This is a genomic window from Inquilinus limosus DSM 16000 (assembly GCF_000423185.1).
GTDB lineage: Bacteria > Pseudomonadota > Alphaproteobacteria > DSM-16000 > Inquilinaceae > Inquilinus > Inquilinus limosus.
Genome location: NZ_AUHM01000001.1, coordinates 491,252 through 509,173 on the forward strand (window position 1 = coordinate 491,252; position 17,922 = coordinate 509,173).

14 protein-coding genes are annotated in these 17,922 nt (G+C 71.2%); 6 read left to right on the forward strand and 8 right to left on the reverse strand.

Annotation, left to right across the window (positions count from 1 at the left end):
- Positions 1 to 19 precede the first annotated feature (19 nt).
- Positions 20 to 415, forward strand: coding sequence for a hypothetical protein (locus G537_RS0102400; protein WP_026868758.1), 396 nt, complete (start codon positions 20 to 22; stop codon positions 413 to 415).
- On the opposite strand, the gene G537_RS0102405 is transcribed toward G537_RS0102400, so the two are convergent.
- Positions 377 to 2,413 (reverse strand): BTAD domain-containing putative transcriptional regulator, encoded by a 2,037-nt coding sequence (locus G537_RS0102405; RefSeq protein ID WP_162146073.1) that lies wholly within the window; start codon positions 2,411 to 2,413, stop codon positions 377 to 379. The genes G537_RS0102400 and G537_RS0102405 overlap by 39 nt on opposite strands.
- 236 nt (positions 2,414 to 2,649) lie before the next feature.
- Positions 2,650 to 3,588 carry a DMT family transporter gene (locus tag G537_RS0102410; RefSeq protein ID WP_026868760.1) on the reverse strand — a complete coding sequence of 313 codons (939 nt, stop codon included), beginning with the start codon at positions 3,586 to 3,588 and terminating at the stop codon, positions 2,650 to 2,652.
- Between the two features lie 173 nt (positions 3,589 to 3,761).
- On the opposite strand from G537_RS0102410, the gene G537_RS0102415 reads away from it, so the two are divergent.
- The gene (locus tag G537_RS0102415; protein ID WP_026868761.1) at positions 3,762 to 5,105 is read left to right on the forward strand and encodes a YcaO-like family protein; all 1,344 of its coding nucleotides are present in this window, start codon (positions 3,762 to 3,764) and stop codon (positions 5,103 to 5,105) included.
- 230 nt (positions 5,106 to 5,335) lie between these two features.
- Here the strand turns inward: G537_RS0102415 and G537_RS0102420 are convergent, their stop codons facing one another.
- The 3 genes from G537_RS0102420 to G537_RS0102430 form a co-directional block, all read right to left on the reverse strand.
- Positions 5,336 to 5,773 (reverse strand): VOC family protein, encoded by a 438-nt coding sequence (locus G537_RS0102420; protein WP_211230262.1) that lies wholly within the window; start codon positions 5,771 to 5,773, stop codon positions 5,336 to 5,338.
- A 174-nt stretch (positions 5,774 to 5,947) separates the two neighbouring features.
- Positions 5,948 to 9,133, reverse strand: coding sequence for a UvrD-helicase domain-containing protein (locus tag G537_RS0102425; protein WP_026868763.1), 3,186 nt, complete (start codon positions 9,131 to 9,133; stop codon positions 5,948 to 5,950).
- Between the two features lie 100 nt (positions 9,134 to 9,233).
- On the reverse strand, positions 9,234 to 10,031 hold the full coding sequence (locus G537_RS0102430) for a helix-turn-helix domain-containing protein (protein ID WP_034850480.1): 798 nt from the start codon (positions 10,029 to 10,031) through the stop codon (positions 9,234 to 9,236).
- 177 nt (positions 10,032 to 10,208) lie between these two features.
- On the opposite strand from G537_RS0102430, the gene G537_RS36030 reads away from it, so the two are divergent.
- Both G537_RS36030 and G537_RS36035 read left to right on the forward strand, forming a co-directional pair.
- Positions 10,209 to 12,410 carry a marine proteobacterial sortase target protein gene (locus tag G537_RS36030; protein ID WP_034850359.1) on the forward strand — a complete coding sequence of 734 codons (2,202 nt, stop codon included), beginning with the start codon at positions 10,209 to 10,211 and terminating at the stop codon, positions 12,408 to 12,410.
- Between the two features lie 185 nt (positions 12,411 to 12,595).
- Positions 12,596 to 13,207, forward strand: coding sequence for a class GN sortase (locus tag G537_RS36035; RefSeq protein WP_051247702.1), 612 nt, complete (start codon positions 12,596 to 12,598; stop codon positions 13,205 to 13,207).
- Here G537_RS36035 and G537_RS0102445 read toward each other — a convergent pair.
- On the reverse strand, positions 13,188 to 13,913 hold the full coding sequence (locus tag G537_RS0102445; RefSeq protein WP_026868765.1) for a DUF72 domain-containing protein: 726 nt from the start codon (positions 13,911 to 13,913) through the stop codon (positions 13,188 to 13,190). The genes G537_RS36035 and G537_RS0102445 overlap by 20 nt on opposite strands.
- Before the next feature lie 73 nt (positions 13,914 to 13,986).
- On the opposite strand from G537_RS0102445, the gene G537_RS36040 reads away from it, so the two are divergent.
- Positions 13,987 to 15,837, forward strand: a complete 1,851-nt coding sequence (locus G537_RS36040; protein WP_051247704.1) for an adenylate/guanylate cyclase domain-containing protein — start codon at positions 13,987 to 13,989, stop codon at positions 15,835 to 15,837.
- Entirely contained in the window at positions 15,837 to 16,232 is a 396-nt protein-coding gene (locus G537_RS0102455) for a VOC family protein (RefSeq protein WP_026868766.1), read from the forward strand. Before G537_RS36040 ends, G537_RS0102455 begins: the two co-directional genes overlap by 1 nt.
- Here the strand turns inward: G537_RS0102455 and G537_RS0102460 are convergent.
- Positions 16,220 to 17,023: a GNAT family N-acetyltransferase gene (locus G537_RS0102460; protein WP_026868767.1), complete on the reverse strand. Its 804-nt coding sequence runs from the start codon at positions 17,021 to 17,023 to the stop codon at positions 16,220 to 16,222. The genes G537_RS0102455 and G537_RS0102460 overlap by 13 nt on opposite strands.
- 35 nt (positions 17,024 to 17,058) lie before the next feature.
- Positions 17,059 to 17,829 (reverse strand): IclR family transcriptional regulator, encoded by a 771-nt coding sequence (locus G537_RS0102465; protein ID WP_026868768.1) that lies wholly within the window; start codon positions 17,827 to 17,829, stop codon positions 17,059 to 17,061.
- Positions 17,830 to 17,922: the final 93 nt, after the last annotated feature.

Below are 17,922 nucleotides of genomic sequence, written 5' to 3' on the forward strand. Positions count from 1 at the left end.
AAGAAGAGAGGGGAAGGTCATGAGCGAGAAAGACGAGCTGAAGCCGATGAAGATCCTCGACTACGAGGCGGCTGGGCGGAAGGTGGTGATGTGGGCGCAGAAGCCCGAGACCCGGCCGAAGGACATGGCCGAATTCCGCGCGCAGCTCAAGGGGCTGGTCGACATCCCGGAACGGTACGAGACGCTGGAGATCTGCCAGGGCGACGACCACCACTTCATCCTGCGCCTGCCGCCCAAGCGCCAAGTCACGGAATCCGAGCGCCGGGCGCATAAGCAGGCCAAGGAGAACCCGGGCGTCGCCTCCTACGATCCGCCGCACTTCTACATGGACATGCTGACCGGCCAGAAACCGTTCGACAACGTCGAGTTCTACTACTCACGCATCTCGGATTACACCATCCGAGGCTGCCGCTGAACGCAGCGCGGGCGCGAACGGGACGTTCGCCGCCCCCTGCGGCAGCAGGCCGGCGACGACGAGCCCGTTCCGCAACGCCTCCCACACCTTGCGGTCGGCGATCGGGAAGCAATGCAGCAGCCATCTCGCGACGTCGGTCTCGTCGGGATCGGGGTTGCCGAACCAGACCGCCCGCACCGTTTCGACGAAGCGCGTCCCTTCGGCGCGGGCCGCCTCGGTGTCGCCGACAAGGGCATGGGCGGCCGCCTTCCAGCCGCCGAGATAGTAGAGGATGTCTCCGGCGTTCTCCGCCGCTGCGATGGCACCCGGATAATCACCGAGAATGAACCGGACACCGGCCTGGTAACCCCAATGGAGGCGGGAAATGCCGAGGCCGAGGTCCAGCGCCATGTCGGCGGTCGCTGCCGCCTGGGCCGTGTCGCCGCAATAGGCGAAGCCGAGGGACGAGGACACCAACGTCAACGGATCGTTGGGATTGAGGTCGCAGGCGAGCTGATAGCTCAGCGGCGCCTTGTCGAAATGCGAGCTCATCGCGTAGGCCCAGGCCAGGCAGAGATGAGACCGCGTGTCGAGCGGATCCAACTGGACCGCCATCTTGGCGAATTGCAGCGCCTCCCGATGCCAGTCCGACGTCCGGTATGTTCCGGGGAAGATCAGATGGCGTGAATTGAGGATCTGTGACAGGGCGGTGTAGGCCGGAGCGAAGTTCGGCGCCTCCTCGACCAGGGAACGGAAGATCGATTCGGCCCGCGCCTCGTCCTCCGGGCGCCATTGCAGCATCATCGCATGGCCCTGCAGCCAGCGGTCATGGTGCGACAGCGACAGCTCCGGGCTGCCGGAGATCTGGGTCAGCCGCTCGGTCGACAGGTTGATGTCGAGCGCCCCGGCGATGCGGCGGATGATGCGCTGCTGCGCCGGCCGCCAGCCGTGCTCGACGATGGTGAAGCGCTCGCTCCAGACGAAGCGGCCGCCGACGGCATCCTTGAGCGTCAGGATGAAGCGGGTGCCGGATTCGTCCGGCAGGGCGGTGCCGTCGATGCGGTAGGCGTTCGGCATCTGGGTCTGGGTCACCGCCTCGCTGCCGTCGATGATGCTCCAGTCGCGGAACCGGACCAGCGAGGCGATCAGCTCGTGCCGGAAGGCACGGATCATGCCGCGCTGCTCCGGCGCGATGTCGGCGATGTCGAACTCGGTGACCACGATGGCCTGGCCCCGGCCGGCCAGGGCCGGCAGGGAGGCGGGAACGGCGGGCTGAGGTGCCGCCGCGGCGGCCTGGGCGGCCTTCGGATCGCCGAACTCGCCCGCCTTGACCTTGAGGATCAGCTCCTGGGTCTCCGGCGAGGGTTCCATGCCGAACTCCTGGTCCAGCAGGTCCCACAGGTCGCGATAGGCGCGCAGCGCCCCGCCCAGGTCGCCCAGCCGGGCCGAGGCCTCGATCACCGCCCGGCAGCCGACCTCGTGAGTCGGGTCGAGATTGACGATGGCGGTGCCGATCCGCTTCGCCAGGCGCGGATCGGCCGCCCCCGGCAGCCGGTCCTCCAGCTCGCGCAGCATGCGCTCCTGCAGGATCTGGCGCTGCACCAGCAGCCAGGCGCGGAAGGCCGGATCGATATCGTCGAGCCCGGCCAGGAAGCTGTCCGGCAGGCGCTTCTCGGCCAGCAGGACGGCCGGCACCTCCCCGGCCTCGAGGTCCCGGAGGATGGCGAGGCAGTCGACATGGAGCTGGGCCAGGTCGATGCAGACGGTCAGCCGGTCGGCCGAGAAGACGGTGGGGCCCTGAGGGGCCGTGGCGCGCCGCAGATCCGCGATCGTCTGGCGCAGCGAGGCCCGGGCCTTCTCCTCCTCGTATTCGCTCCACAGCAGGCCGGCGACCCGTTCCCGGCTCTCCCGGCCGTTCAGGGTCGTCGCCAGATAGGCCAGCAGCGCCTGCGACTTGCGGTTCGCGATCGGGATCGGCGTGCCGTCGGCCCGCAACGACACCTGCCCCAACGTGGTCAAGCTTACCCTGGCACCTGTCACCGGCCCGATCGGCTGTATTTCCATCACCCGCCCACACAACAACCCGCGCCCGACGCGGTTTCCTATCCGAAAATGGCTCGATCCAGAAACATTCAGAAAAGATCGATACCACGTTCCCCGGGCGGATTGTCCCAGTTCTTTTCCGCCGATCCGGCCCGGGACGGTGCGCGCCGGCTCCCTCTTCAGCCCGACGGCGCCTTGCGAAGGCGGCCGCGCTATTGGGCGGAGGGCTGCAAACTCCGGCCCCGCGGCCGAGCCGCCAGCTTCGAGCTCGCCCCGGCGCCGGAGCGCCGCCACTTGTGGAAGGCGCTGTAGGCGCCGCTGCCGACGATCAGGCCCGCGCCGAGCAGGCTGGCCGCCGAGACCGGCTCCCGGAAGACCAGGATGCCGAAGGCCGCCGCCCAGGCGAAGCTCGTGTAGTCCATCACCGCGACGTCCGAGACGCGGCTGCGCCTCAGCCCGACGATGTACAGGATGTTGGCCAGGCCGCCGGCCAGCCCCATGCCGAGAACCGGCAGCCAATCGCCCTCGACCGGCCAGGTCCAGCCGGTCAGCCCGACCAGCGCGGCCGCACCGGCCAGCATGGTGGTGTTGCCCCAGAGGGCGGTCACGATCGAAGGATCCGACTGCCCGAGCTTGCGCGTCGTGACGGCCGCCAGCGCATAGAAGATCGCCGACAGGCAGGCCACCAGGACATAGACGCTCAGGTCGGCGAGATAGGGATGAACGATCAGCAGGGCGCCCGCGATCGCGACGGCGATGGTGAGGGACAGCTGCCGGCTCGACGGCTCGCGCAGGACATACACGCCGAACACGGCCATGAGCAGCGGCGCGATGAGAGAGAGCGCCGTCGCATCGGCCAGCGTCAGCCGCGACAGGCTTAGGAGGAAGGTGGCGGCGGAGGCCAGCATCAGCCCGCCGCGCAGCAGCTGCAGGCCGGGGGTCTGGGAGCGGACGGCCTGCCAGCCCTGTTCCGGGCCCAGCTGATACTGGATCAGGATCGGCAGGTAGCCGACGATGACCCGCAGCAGGACCAGCTCGAAGACCGGGTAGTCCCGGCTGAGATGCTTGGCCAAGGCGTCCATCGTCGCGAAGGCGCCGATCCCGAGCGCGTAGATCAGGATGCCTTGGATCTGCGGTCGCGACGTCGACAAGGCGGCTTCCCCAAAAGAACCGGGCCGGCGGCAGACGCCGCCGGCCCTCGGTCGCTGCCGACCGAACAGAAGACCACAGAGTGCACCCGCACCATGGCTGTACTTCAGCCGAATTGCGGTGCATCTGTGCCGAATTGCGGCTTGGATGTGGCCGGCAGCCGAGAGGTGTTCCGTTGCAGATTGAACCGGATGGTCTTCCGTTCCGCGAGGCGGCCGAGCTCCTGGCCCGCGGCGAATCGACCGGCGCGGGCGAAGGCGCGGTCCGGTTCCTGGAGATGCTGGGTTACTCCGGACCGCCACCGTCGGCGGAGGTGACCGCCAACCGGGCCAGCCTGCTGCGCTTCGCCGCCCGGATGCGCACCGTGATGCCGTACCGCATGGCGGAAGCGCCGGGGCTCCTCTACTTCCTCGGCATGTTCGACACCGGGGCCTTCCTCGATTCCGGCGACGGCGAGGCGGTCAGCACCATCGGCGCGGCCGTGAGCCCGGACCGGGCCTTCGAGGCCAGCATCGGCGAGGCGGTGGAATACACGTCCCAGCTCGAGCGGCGGGACGACCCGCTGTTCCGCCCCGGGGCGGAGATCGACGGCATGCTCTCTCCGTCCGAACGCGCGGCGCTGGCCGCCGTGCTGGGGCTCGGCGACCCCGCGGGCCTGCAGGCGCTGGACTGGCTGCCGGCCCGGCGGCTGGCCGACGGGGCCGCGAGCATCCTGCCGGCCGATCTCTGCCTGCGCCGCCCGGCATCGACCGTCGGCGCCACGGCCCTGGCGCCCTTGAGCATCGGCTGCGCCGCCGCCCCCAGCCGGGACGAGGCGGTGCTGCGCGGCCTGCTGGAGCTGATCGAGCGTGACGCCGCGGCGCTGTGGTGGCGCGGCGGGCGGAAGGCAGCGGCCCTGCCGCTGGACGGCGCCGCGGCGCGGCAGGCCGCGGACCTGCTGCAGGACATCCGCGCCGGGTCGGACCGGCGGGCGACCTGGCTGCTCGACATCACCACCGAATTCGGCATCCCCTGCGTGGCGGCGCTGTCGGTCGACGCCGGCGGCGGCCGGATCGCCTGCGGCCTCGCCGCCGGGCTGTCGCAGGGCGACGCCGCGGCCTCCGCCATCCGCGAGATGTGCCAATACGAGCTCGGCTATCATCTGATCGACGTCAAGCGTCGCGCCAATCCCGACCACGCGCTGACCGCGATCGAGCTGGCGCAGCTGCGGCGGGGCGCCGAGATCCGTCCCGACGAGCAGCCGCTGCTGCATCCGGCCTTCGGCCCGCGGCGCCATGACGTGCCCGGCGACCTCGCCCCCGCCGAGGCGGTGGCATGGATCGCCGATCGCCTTCAGGCTTCGGGCTTCCGCGCCCATGCCGTGGACCTGACCCGCAGCGATTTCGGCATCCCCGTGGTCAAGGTGGTGGTGCCGGGGCTGCAGCTGGACCCTTCCGACGCGATCATGCCGCGGCTGTCGGGATGCTTTTCCGGCACCGCGGAGGCCGATCAGGCCCTCTCCCGACAGCCGCTGCATTGACGACGCGGGGCGGCGCCTCGCCCGCTTGGCGATCGTGTCCCTGGTGATGGTGTAGCTGCTGGACGGTAGCGGAGCCGCTCGCGCCGCCGCCCATCCTGGCCGCCTGACCGACCCGGCTCCGGCCGGAGATCGCGGTGATCACGCCGCCGAAGCTACATCACGGGATGGACACGATCCTCCCTTCCCATGCGCGCACAAACCCCACCCGCTGACGCGGGCGGGGTTCTCTCTTAACCGTTACCGATTCCACCGAGTGGTTCTGCCAGTCCGATGAGAAGTCCTTCGGGGCCGCGGATGTAGCAGAGCCGATACGAGTCCTCGTACTGAACCACGTCGCCGACGAGCTGCGCACCGTGCTTGCGGAGTCTGGTGAGTGTTTCGTCGATGTCGCTCACTGTGAACATGGCACGCAGGTAGCCGAGGGCGTTCACCGGGGCGTTGCGGTGATCGGCGACGACAGACGGGGTGAGAAAACGCGAGAGCTCGAGGCGGCTGTGGCCGTCGGGAGTGACCATCATGGCGATCTCGACGCGCTGATTACCCAGTCCAGTGACGCGTCCGGCCCATTCTCCTTCAATCATGGCTCGCCCCTCGAGCGTCAGGCCGAGCTCGGTGAAAAAGGAGATGGCATCATCGAGGGATTCCACCACGATGCCGATATTGTCCATTCGTAGCAATTTACTTTTAGTCATGGATTTCGTCGTGTCCCTGGTGATGGTGTAGCTGCAAGGCGGTGAGTTGTTGCCTCTCCCGCGTCCGGCGGGAGAGGCAACGCAGGACGCTCGACATCCTGTCAGCTCCCTGCCCGAATGCATTGACGTGACCGAACCTTAATTCCCGATCTAAAACAGGCTCAGCTGCCGTTCGGCCGGGCGCCTCGTCGCCGGGTTCGGGTGGCGATGGGCCAGCAGCTCGGCCTCGATCTCGCCGAGGAAGGGCGACGGTTCGAGCCGGACCGTGCCGCCGCGCCAGCGCCGCTCGCGCGCCCGGCACAGGAACAGCCGGTCCATCGCCCGGGTCATGCCGACATAGAACAGCCGCCGCTCCTCGGCCAGCGCCGCCGGATCCGCCTCACCGCCGAAGCGCAGCGGCAGCACCCCGTCCTCGAGGCCGAGGATGAAGACCACCGGGAACTCCAGCCCCTTGGCGGCGTGCAGGGTCAGGAGCGAGACCCGGTCGGCGCGCGGGTCCCAGAAATCGGCCTCGGTCGCCAGCGCCACCGCCGCCAGGAAACCGGCGCGATCGTCTCCGTCCTGGCGGGACGCGATCAGCGTCAGGCGCTGCAGTGCCGCCGTGGTCGAGGCCGGGTCAGCGCCGTCGCGGCGCAGCCCTTCCGCCGCGCGCTGCAGTTGCAGCGGGAGGGATCCCTCCTCCTGCTCCAGCGCCGAGAGCAGCGCCCGCACCGCCGGATCCTCGGCCAGCGGCGCCAGCGAGCTTGTCTTGACCGGCATGCCGGCGCGGCCCAAGGCCTCCGCCACTGCTTCGGCCTGCGCTTCGGTGCGGTACAGCACGGCGATGTCGCCGAAGCCGAGTTGGTCGTTCGCGCGGCCGTCCGACCGGCCGCTGTCGATCGAAAAGAAGCTGTGGCCGCCCAGCAGAGCCTCGATCTCCGCCACCACGAACTCGGCCTCGGCCTTGTCGCTGGCGGCGGCATGGACCGAGATCCGGTCCTGCATCGCCCGCACGATCTCCGCCGCCGGCTCCTCCCGCCCGTCCGCGCCGATGAAGCGCGCGGCGGCGGTGACGATGGTGCCGGTGGAGCGGTAGTTGCGCCGCAGCCGGATCACCGCGGCGCCGGGGTGGTCGCGGTGGAACCGGTCGAAACAGGAGGCGTCGGCGCCGCGGAAGCCGTAGATCGCCTGGTCCGGGTCGCCGATGACGCAGAGATTGCCGCCGGACGGCACCAGCAGCGACAGCAGGCGCACTTGGCTGTCGTCGACATCCTGGAACTCGTCGACCGACACGTGGCGGAACCGGTCGCGGCACAAAGCGACCAGGCCGGGATCGCCTTCCAGCGCCGCGATGCTGCGGCCGACCAGGTCGTCGAAATCGATCCAGTTGCGCAGCGCCAGCGCCTCGTCATAGCGGGCCAGAGCCTCGGCGAGGTCGAGATCGGCCGGCACCCCGGTGCGCTTGGCGCGGGAGATGGCACGCAGCAGCCGCTCCGCCCTGGTGCGCGACACCTCCAGCACCTCCTGCAGCAGGGCCGCGCGCTCCGTTTCTCCCGCCACTCGGAAGTCGCGGTGCAGCCCGGCGGCCTCGCCGTGCTCGCGCAGGAGCGCGAGGCCAAGGGAATGGAAGGTGTGGATCGGCATCCGCGCCGCGGCCCCGGGCAGCAGGATCTCCAGCCGCTCGCGCATCTCCGCGGCCGCCCGGCGGGTGAAGGTGATGGCGAGGCAGGATTCAGGCGCGGCGCCGCCGGCGACCAGATGGGCGATGCGGTGGGTCAGCGTCCGGGTCTTGCCCGATCCCGGCCCGGCGACGATCAGCAGCGGCCCCTCGATCCGCTCCGCCGCCGCCTGCTGGTCGGGGTCGAGGAGGCCGGTGGAGCCGGCTGTTTGTGTGCCTCTCCCGCTTGCGGGAGAGGTCGGAGCCGCGCGAGCGGCTCCGGGTGAGGGCATTTCGTCGAGACCGGTGCCCGCCCTCACCCGGTCGTCCTGCGGACGCCCGACCTCTCCCGCCGGGCGGGAGAGGTCACGCTCTGGTCCTGCAACATCAGCTGTTGCCCGCCTCTGCGGCAGGTCGAACAGCAGCCCACCCGCGGTGCGGCTCTTCAGCTCCTGCGGCTCGAACAGGCGGATCACGCCGTATTCGCCGTCATAGCCGGCGTCGCGGATCACCTGCCCCCGGCGCAGCCGGGTCACCGCCTCGGCCAGCAGCTCGGACTCGGCGCGGGCGATGTCCTCGACCGGGATCTCGCCGAGGATCCCCAGCTCCGATCCCAGCGTGCCGACCAGCCGGTCGTAGCTGCGCTCCACCGCCTTGCTGGCCGGGCCGCTCGCCAGCAGCTCGGACAGGATCTCCGGCAGCGGCACCAGGCTGGCGATCTCGCCGGCCGTCGGCGGCGGCATCGCCTCTTCCTCGCTGCGGTCGGCCAGCTTCTCCACCCGATGCAGCACGCCGACCGTGACCGGCTGGCCGCAGACCGGGCAGCGCCCGTCCAGCGCCAGCGTCTCCTTCGGATCCAGCCGGACGCCGCATTTGCGGTGGCCGTCGGCGTGGTACTTGCCCTCCTCCGGGAAGAACTCGACGGTGCCGACATAGCCCTCGCCGGTCTCCAGCGCCCGGCGGATGGCGAAATAATCCGGGTCGCAGTCGAAGGCCGTGGCCTCGCGCCCCAGCTTGCCCGGCGAATGCGCGTCGGAATTCGAGGTCAGCCGATAGCGGTCGAGGAAGGAGATCCGCCAGTTCATCGCCGGGTCGGAGGACAGGCCGGTCTCGACCGCGAAGATGTGGTCCGACAGGTCGCCATAGCATTCGGCGATGGAGTCGAAGCCGGATTGCGAGCCGAGCGCCGCGAACCACGGCGTCCAGATATGGGCCGGCACCAGATAGGCGTCGGGACCTGAGGCCAGCGTGATCTCCAGGAGGTCGCGGGAATCGAGGCCGAGGATCGGCCGCCCGTCCGAGGCGATGTTGCCGATCCGCGCCAGGCTGGCCTGCAGCCGGTCGATCGTGTCGAAATCCGGCCCGTAGATCAGGTGGTGGATCTTCCGGGTGCGGTCGCCCTTCTTGTAGATGGTCGAGATCTCGGTCGACAGCATGAAGCGCACCGGCATCCGGCACGGCGCGGGCAGCGTCGCCATCACCGCGGCCTCGAGGTCCGGCCGCAGCCGGAACAGGCCCGGCGTGTCCGGCACCAGCTTGTCCTTCAGCTCGGCCAGCCAGACCGGGTGCACGCAGTCCCCGGTGCCGACCACACCGATGCCCTTGCGCGCCGCCCAATGCGCCAGATGCTCCAGGTCGAGGTCCCGGCTGGTCGCCCGCGAATGCTTGGAATGGACGTGCAGATCGGCGTGAAAGCGCATGGCGGTCCCGTGTCCTTCCGCGCCCGCGGATCGCCGTGAAGACTCGGGCGCTGATCGGGCGATGATAGGACGCGGGGACGCGGCGGCAAACGCCGCGGTGCTAATCCGCCGTCACCGGCAGGAACCGGGCGAACGGCTCTTCCACCGTCCGCCGCAGGATGTCGCGGTAGCGGGCGTGGCAGGGGTGATCGGCCGGGATGCGGCCGAACTCCGCCGCGGCGCCCGCCGCCGCCATCGGCACCAGCGCGATCGGCGCCGCCACCGGCGTCAGCTGCGATCCGGGCCCGGCCTGCAGCGTGGTCAGGATGCCGTGCATCTCGCCGGTGATGGTCGGCCGGCCCAGGATCGCGATCCGGTACTGCCCGTGGGTGTTGGTCACCAGGTAGATGTGGCCGGACTGGTTCGGCAGCGAGACCGAGCCGTGCTGGGTGAAGGCGGCGTCGACCCGCTCAGATTCCCGGAAGGCCAGGCGCGAGCCCGCCTCGTCCCAATGGATCTCGGTGCGGTAGGCGTAGATCGCCCGCCGGTCGCCGAAGGACGGCCGCAGCGTCAGGTAGACGCCCTCGATCCAGGACACGGCCGGGCGGGCGTAGGAGCCGAGCTCCGCCGGCGCGACCCCGATCGGCAGGGCCGGCGCGGCTGCGGCGGGTGCCGCCGGCCGCGGCTCCGGATGGCGCAGCCTGACGCCCAGCGCCTCCTCCAGCCGGATCAGCGTCGCCAGGGTGAAGGGACGGCGCCCGGACAGCGCCTTTTCCAACGTCGACAGGCTGATCTTCGCCTGGTCGGCCAGGAACTGGCGGGAGATGCGGCGGCGCGCCAGCTCCTCCCGCACCAGCCCAGCGACGGCGTGGCTCTGCTCCTCCGACAGCTCGTGCTCGGCTGGGTGCGTGCCCCCCACCAAGGCGCCCTCCTGCGCACAGATCCGCACCGATCCGCACAGGCCGGTGCGCAGCAAGACCTATCGCGGCCGCCGCCTGCCGAACAAGCCGGATCATCACCGTGGCCGGACAGATCCCCTCGGACCGACAAGAAACCAGGGCCGGACGGACGCCGGCCGAGGTCTACGGAGGGTTCGATGACATTCATGATACGGGGGGCGCCGCTCCTGCTGCTGTCGCTGCTGCTGGCCGTTCTGGCCCTGGCCGCCACCGGCCGCGCCGCCCGGGCCGACACCGGCCCGGCGCTGGTGACGCCCGGCGAGATGCAGTCCGGCGCGCTGCTGTTCCGCGCCAATGAGAAGGGCCGCTATGTCGAGGCGCCGCGGCTCGGCACCGATGTCGACCTCACGGTCAGCGGGCCGACGGCGCGGGCCCGGGTCACCCAGGTGTTCCAGAACCCGACCGACCGGTGGGTCGAGGCCGTCTATGTCTATCCGCTGCCGGAAGACGGCGCGGTGGACACGCTGAAGATGGTGGTCGGCGACCGCGTCATCACCGGCGACATAGTCCCCCGCGAGGAGGCGCGCCGCACCTATGAGGCGGCGAAGCAGGCCGGGCAGACGGCGGGGCTGGTGGAGCAGGAGCGGCCGAACCTGTTCACCACTTCGGTCGCCAATGTCGGCCCGGGCGAGACCGTGCTGATCCAGATCGAGTATCAGGAGAGCGTGCGCCAGTCCGGCGACCGCTTCTCGCTGCGCGTGCCGCTGGTGGTGGCGCCGCGCTATAACCCGGCGCCGGTGGCGCAGTCGGTCGACTTCGCACCCGGCGAGGGCGGCTGGGGCCGGACGACCGCGGACCCGGTGCCGGACCGCGACCGCATCACCCCGCCGGTGCAGGACCCGCGCGAACACGCCCCGGTCAACCCGGTGACGTTGACGGTCAGGCTGCAGGCCGGCTTCCCGCTGGGCGAGGTGGTCAGCACCAACCATGCCGCCGACATCGAGGCGCAGGGGCCGGACAGCCGCGTGATCACGATGAAGGGTCCGGTCCCGGCCAACCGCGACTTCGAGCTGAGCTGGACGCCGGGGGCCGGCGCCGCGCCCTCGGTCGGGCTGTTCCGCGAGAGGGTGGCCGGCGAGGACTACGTCCTGGCCTTCGTCACCCCGCCTGCCCTGCAGCAGGCCGAGGACAAGCGGCCGCGCGACGTGGTCTTCGTGATCGACAATTCCGGTTCGATGGGCGGAGCCTCGATGGACCAGGCCAAGGCCAGCCTGCTCTACGCCCTCGGCCGCCTGTCGCCGGCCGACCGCTTCAACGTGGTGCGCTTCGACGACACGCTGGACGTGCTGTTCCCCGATGTGGTGCCGGCCGATGCCGAGCATCTCGGCGAGGCGAAGGCCTTCGTTTCCGCGCTCGAGGCGTCGGGCGGGACCGAGATGGTGCCGGCGATGAAGGCGGCGCTGACGGACCGTGGCACCGAGGGTGCGCCGCGGCTGCGCCAGGTGGTGTTCCTGACCGACGGCGCCATCGGCAACGAGCAGCAGCTGTTCGACACCATCGCCGCGATGCGCGGCCGGTCACGGGTGTTCATGGTCGGCATCGGCTCCGCCCCCAACACCTTCCTGATGAGCCGCGCCGCCGAGCTCGGCCGCGGCACCTTCACCCAGATCGGCGCGCCCGAGCAGGTGGAGGAGCGGATGCGCAGCCTGTTCGAGAAGCTGGAGAGCCCGGTCGTCACCAACCTCTCGGCCCGCTTCTCGGCCGGCGGGGCGGATGCGACGCCGGAAACGCTGCCCGACCTGTATCGCGGCGAGCCGGTGGTGCTGGCGGCGAAGCTGGCCTCGCTGTCCGGCACGATCGAGGTCAAGGGCATGATCGGCGACCGACCCTGGATCGTCACCCTGCCGGTGGCGCAGGCGGCCGAAGGCCAGGGGCTGTCCAAGCTGTGGGCCCGGCGCCGGATCGCCGATGCCGAGGTGGCGCAGACGCTGGGCCAGATCACGCCGGAGCAGGCCGACCAGCGCATCCTGTCGCTGGCGCTGCAGCACCATCTGGTGACGCGGCTGACCAGCCTCGTTGCGGTCGACAGGACGCCGCGCCGGCCGGAGGGGACGACGCTGAGCCGCGCCGACATCCCGCTGAACCTCCCCGCCGGCTGGGATTTCGACAAGGTGTTCGGCGCCACGCCCAAGCCGGAGTTCCGCGAGGCCGGCCTGCTGCTGCCCGCCGCCGCCCGCTCCGACGCCCCGGCCGCCGCGGACAAGCCGCAGCCGATCGACGACGTGGTGCTGCCGCAGACCGCGACCGACGCCGAGCTGCGGATCATCGCCGGTCTTCTGCTGCTGCTCGCCGGCCTCGGCCTGGCGCTGGCCCGCCGGACGGGCGGGAGGGCCGCATGAGCCTCTTAACTGGATGGGCCGGAGCCGCCCCCTCACCCGAGATCGCTGACGCGATTTCGACCTCTCCCCGAGGAGAGGTGAATGGAGCGGCTCCCCTTCCCTCTCCCCGGGGAGAGGGAGGGGCCCGACGCCGCGGGCGGCGGGAGGGTGAGGGGGAACGGACCGCGCCGCAGTCGCGGCTGCGGATGGCCGCCGCCCTCCTCCTGACCCTGGCCGGCCTGGTGCTGGCCGGCCAGGGCGCCTGGATCCATGCGAAGGCGATGCTGGCGCAGGTCCTCCTGGACCGCGCCTTCGCCGAGACGCTGGCGACAGGCCGCTCGGTGAAGCCCTGGCCCTGGGCCGACACCTGGCCGGTGGCGCGGATCGAGCTGCCGCGGCTGGGCGAGAGCGCGATCGCCCTGGCCGGCGCCAGCGGCCAGGCGCTGGCTTTCGGCCCCGGCCATGTCCAGGACACGCCGGAGGCCGGCGATCCCGGCACCGCGGTCTACGCCGCCCATCGCGACACCCATTTCCGGGTCCTGCGCGACGTCAAGCCGGGCGACAAGATCGCCGTCACCCGCCGCGACGGGCGCCGCGTCATCTTCCGGGTGACCGGCACCCGGGTCGTCACCTGGGACGTCTCCGGCATCGACCCGCGGGCGCCGGGCCGCAACCTGGTCCTGGCCACCTGCTGGCCCTTCGACGCCACCACCCGCGGCCCCTACCGCTACTTGGTGGAGGCGGAGGAGGTCCGGCCGGCGCAGACCGGCCCGGCGGGCGCGTTGGTCGCCGATGCGGCTACAGCCCCGCGACGGTGAGGGCGTTGCCGAGCGCGGCGAAGGCGGCGGTGTTGTCGAAGATGCACCAGGCCGGAACGCCCTCCGCCCGGTGCGCCTGCAGCCGCCGCCGCATCCCGGCCAGCACGCTGTCGTCATAATCGGAATAGTAGATCCGCGGCGAGCCGTGCAGCCGGTAGTAGACCAGCCCGCCCCAGCCGCCCGGTTCCCCTGCCCCCGGCGCGCGGACCGGATCGGCGGCGACGCGGGCGACCCGCAGCGCTCTGAGCAGCCCCTCCGCCTCCGGCCCGAACCAGCCGGCATGGCGCGGCTCGCAGGCGGCCGGCGCATCGATCCGGCGGCGCAGCTCGGCGAAGAACGCCTCCACCGCCTCGGCCTCGAAGGCCAGGCTCGGCGGCAGCTGCACCAGCAGCACCCCGAGCTTCGGCCCCAGCCCCGCCACCTCGCCGGCGAAGCGGTCCAGCAGGTCGCCGCAATCCTCCAGGCGCCGCCCCTGCGTGACGGTCCGCGGCAGCTTCACCGCGAAGCGGAAATCCGCTGGCACGCTGGCCGCCCAGCGCTCATAGGTCTCGCGGCGATGCGGGCGGTAGAAGGAGGTGTTGATCTCGGCCGCGTTCAGCCGCTGCGCATAGCGCCGGAGATGCGTGCCTTCGGCCGGGAACCGGTCGGCATAGCGCGACGGCACGCTCCAGCCGGCGGTGCCTATATAGGTCGGGGCGTCGGTCATCCTGCAGACAACACCGCGGCGGGGATTTCCGTCGACGTGGTGTAGAGTGCCGCCAGCGCAGGGAGACGACGGTTTGGCGACGGAGCTGGAGATCACGACGGATCGGCGCGCCGCGTCCGCCCGGCGCCGCACCATCCCGCTGTCCGGCACGCTGGCCGCGGTGATGGCCGGGCTGGTGGCGCTGACCGCGATCGACGTGCTGGCCGTGTTCTGGTTCATGACCGCCGGCACCACGCGCGACCTGCTGGCCCGGGCGGCGCAGCTCGGGCTCGACTCGCTCCAGACGCGGATCGCCGACCGCTTCACCCCGGTCGAAGACCAGCTGGCCTTCCTGGCGCGGGAGATCGCGGCCGGGCGTACGGATGACGGCGCCGCGCTGGACCGGCTGATGACCGGCGCGCTGGCCGGGACGCCGCAGGTCCGCGTTCTGTCCCTGACCACGCCGGACGGCGCGATCCGCGGCGTCACCCAGGGCCCGAAGGGTGTCTTCGCCTTCACCGACGCGATCCACACCGACGAGGAGCGGCGGGAGATCGAGGAGGCCCGCGGCCGCGACGACGCCGTCTGGGGCCCGGTCTATTTCGTGCCGGCGGAGCCGATGCGCACCTCGGTGGCCAATCTGCGCCGGCCGGTCCATGCCGACGGCCGCTTCGTCGGGGTGCTCAGCGCCACGATCACGGTCGACGCCCTGTCGGACCATCTGCGGACGCAGGCCAAGCCCGGCACCACGCCCTTCATCCTCTATGGCCGCGACCGGGTGCTGGCGCATCCCAATATGGCGGTGAACCGCCCGGCCCTGTCGCGCGAGCACCCCCTGCCCCTGCTGGGCGAGGTCGGCGACCCGTTCCTGGCGGCGCTGTGGGCCGAAGGCCGGCCCGAGACCGTCGGCGAGGCCGATCTGGAGGCCCGTGTGGTCCGCCTGGGCAACGACGGCCGCGTCATCCTGACCCGCACCGTCACAGGCTATGCCCCGGCACCGCTGATCGTCGGCGTCGAGGTCCCGGTCGAAGTCCTCGACAAGCCGACCGACGACCTGCTGCGTGCCGCCCTGGCCGGGCTCGCCGTGCTGCTGATCGCCATCCTGGTCGCGATCGCCGTCAGCCGCGCCATTGCCCGCCCGGTCGGCGCCATGGCGCGGGAGGTGCGGGCCGTCGGCTCGCTCGATTTCTCCTCCTTGCGCCCCCTGCCCGGCAGCCTGTTCTCGGAGCTGGACGAGCAGGCCCGCGCCTACAACACCATGCTGACCGGGCTGCGCTGGCTCGAGACCTATGTGCCGAAGGCGCTGGTGCGGCGCCTGCTGCGCAGCGGCGGCGCCGTGCCGTCGGCGGAGCGGATGGTGACGGTGATGTTCACCGACATCGTCGACTTCACCGCCGCGGCCGAGCGGATGCCGGCGGCCGAGGTCGCGGCCATGCTGAACGCGCATTTCGACCTGCTGGGCCGTTGCGTCGAGGCCGAGGGCGGCACCATCGACAAGTTCATCGGCGACTGCGTCATGGCTTTCTGGGGCGCACCGGACGACCAGCCGGACCATGCCGACCGCGCCCTGCGCGCCGCCCGCGCCATCGCCGCGGCGGTGGCGGCGGACAACGCCGCCCGGCGCAGCCGTGGCCTGGCCCCGCTGCGCGTCCGCATCGGCCTGCACAGCGGCCCGGTGGTGGCCGGCAATATCGGCATGAGCGGCCGGTCGGGCTACACCATCGTCGGCGACGCGGTGAATCTCGGCAACCGGCTGGAGCAACTGGGCAAGGCCGTGGCCCCGGCGGACGAGATCGTGGTGCTGGTCAGCGGCGAGACCGTCGATCGGATGGCCGGCGACCGCTCCGGCCTGCGCGGCCTCGGCCCCCAGGCTGTTCCAGGACGCCGGACCACGATCGAGATCTTCCGGCTGGTGGCTCCGCCCAGCCGTCCTGGAGGCGCATGATGCTGGATCACGTCTCGATCACCGTCTCCGACCTCGCCGCGGCCGAGCGTTTCTACGACGCGGTGCTGGCGGCGCTCGGCGTGGCCAAGGTCGGCGTCCTTCCCGCCGAGGCCTGGATCGGCTATGGCGAGCGCAGCGACGCCGATCATCCGGAGCGCAGCTACCTGTCGATCCGCCTCGGCCCGGAGCCGGAGGACGCGCCGCGCCGCCACTGGTGCTTCAAGGCGCCGAGCCGGGCGGCGGTGGACGCGTTCTGGCGGGCCGGCCTGGCCCATGGCGGCCGCGACAACGGCGCCCCGGGCCTGCGGCCGGAATACCACCCCAGCTACTACGCCGCCTTCCTGCTCGACCCCGACGGCAACCGGATCGAGGCGGTGTGCCATCACGCCGGATGACCGCCGGTCCCTGCTAGGCCGGCGCCCGTGGGTGTGTGAACGAAATGAGTCGTGGTCAGGAAGCGCCTCAGGCCGACGGCTTCTGCCAGGCGGATCGACGGCTCGTTCCCCTCATGCACCTGATAGCGCGGAACCCGGCGATGCCGAGCAAGCTCGGCCAGGGCCGCGCGGACCACGCGTGTCGCATGGCCCTGCCGGCGGAACTCCGGCGGCGTGCAGACGCCCCCGACCTCCCACACGTTGCCGTGGTTCCGGAACGCGAAACATGCGGCCAGCACTCGTCCGCCTTGTTCCAGCACCGAGGCGAAGGCCCGGCTGGAGTCGAGCAGCGGCCGCAGCCAGTCCCGGGCATGACCCTGAGCCTCGAAGAGACCGAGCGTCGCTTCGTCGGGCCGGGTCGTGATCCGGACCTCCCGGTCCGGGCCGAACGCCGCCTCGGCCGTGAAGGACAGGAAGCTCGTTGCCCGCCGCAGCGGATACGCCGCTTCGACCACGGCCCGGTCGGCGTCGTTCATCAGCTTGAACACCAGGCCGGCGCCGCGAGGCACATGCCGCAGCAGATCGACCGTCAGGCCGGGATGATCGCTCGAGATCAGCGCCATGAGCTCCGCCTCCGGATAGGCTTGGCGGTCATAGGCGCTCGCGGCGGTCCTCAGCAGCACAAGCGTCGCCGTTCCCGCCACACTCCGCACCTGATACGCGTGCGTCGCCTCCGGAAACGCCTCCAGATGCTTCAGCAGCACGATGTTGCGCAGCGTATCGCGCGCCAGAATCTCGATCACATCGTCCATGATGATCCGACATCTTCCACCGAGAGCCCTCAGCCCTACAGCCCCATTCCCCCCGGCGGTGCCAGGGACAGGCGCCGGGCGGCGGCGATCAGGGTGTCGAGCAGGTCGCGCTGCCGCTCCTCCGGCGTGTCCAGCGGGGTGACCAGGCACAAGGTCGCGACCGCCCGGGCGTCGCGGTCCACCACCGGTGCCGCCAGGCAGCAGGTGAAGCGGTCGACCAGCTCCTGGGTCACGGCATAGCCGCGCGCCCGCGCCGCCTCGGTCTCGGCGACGAAATCCGCCGGCTCGATCCGCTTGCCTGACGGCAGCGTGAAATCCTCGGCCGGGATGAACGCCGCGATCTCGGCCGCGCTCATATGGGCCACCAACAGCCGCCCGGAAGCGGTCCAGGGGATCGGCAGGCGGATCCCGACCTCGGAGGTGATGCGGAAGGTGCGGCGCCCGGGCTCGTTCAGCATCACCACATATTTGGCGCCGTCGAGCATGCAGAACTGCGCCGTCTCGCCGGTCTCGGTCGCCAGCCCCAGCACCTCGCGCCGGGCCCGGCTCAGCAGGTCGACGCCGGCGACATAGCTCTGGGCGTAGTAGTGCACGGCGCGGCCGAAGAACACCGCGCCGCCCTCCCCCGCCGGCTCCAGGATCCTGGCCGCGGTCAGCCGCCCGACGATCTCGTAGAGGGTCGAGCGCGGCGCGCCGATCGCCTTCGCCAGCTCGCCCATCCGCACCGGCGCCCGCCGCGCCTGCAGATGCTCCAGGATCGCCACCGCCCGGTCGATGCCCCGCTCCCGCCCGGTGTCCTTCGCCATGCTCTCCCCTTCGCCGCGCTCGGTTGCGTTCGCCCGGAGACGAGCTTATCGTGCTGATTGTCCGACATACAAGATGATTGTCCAATATATCGG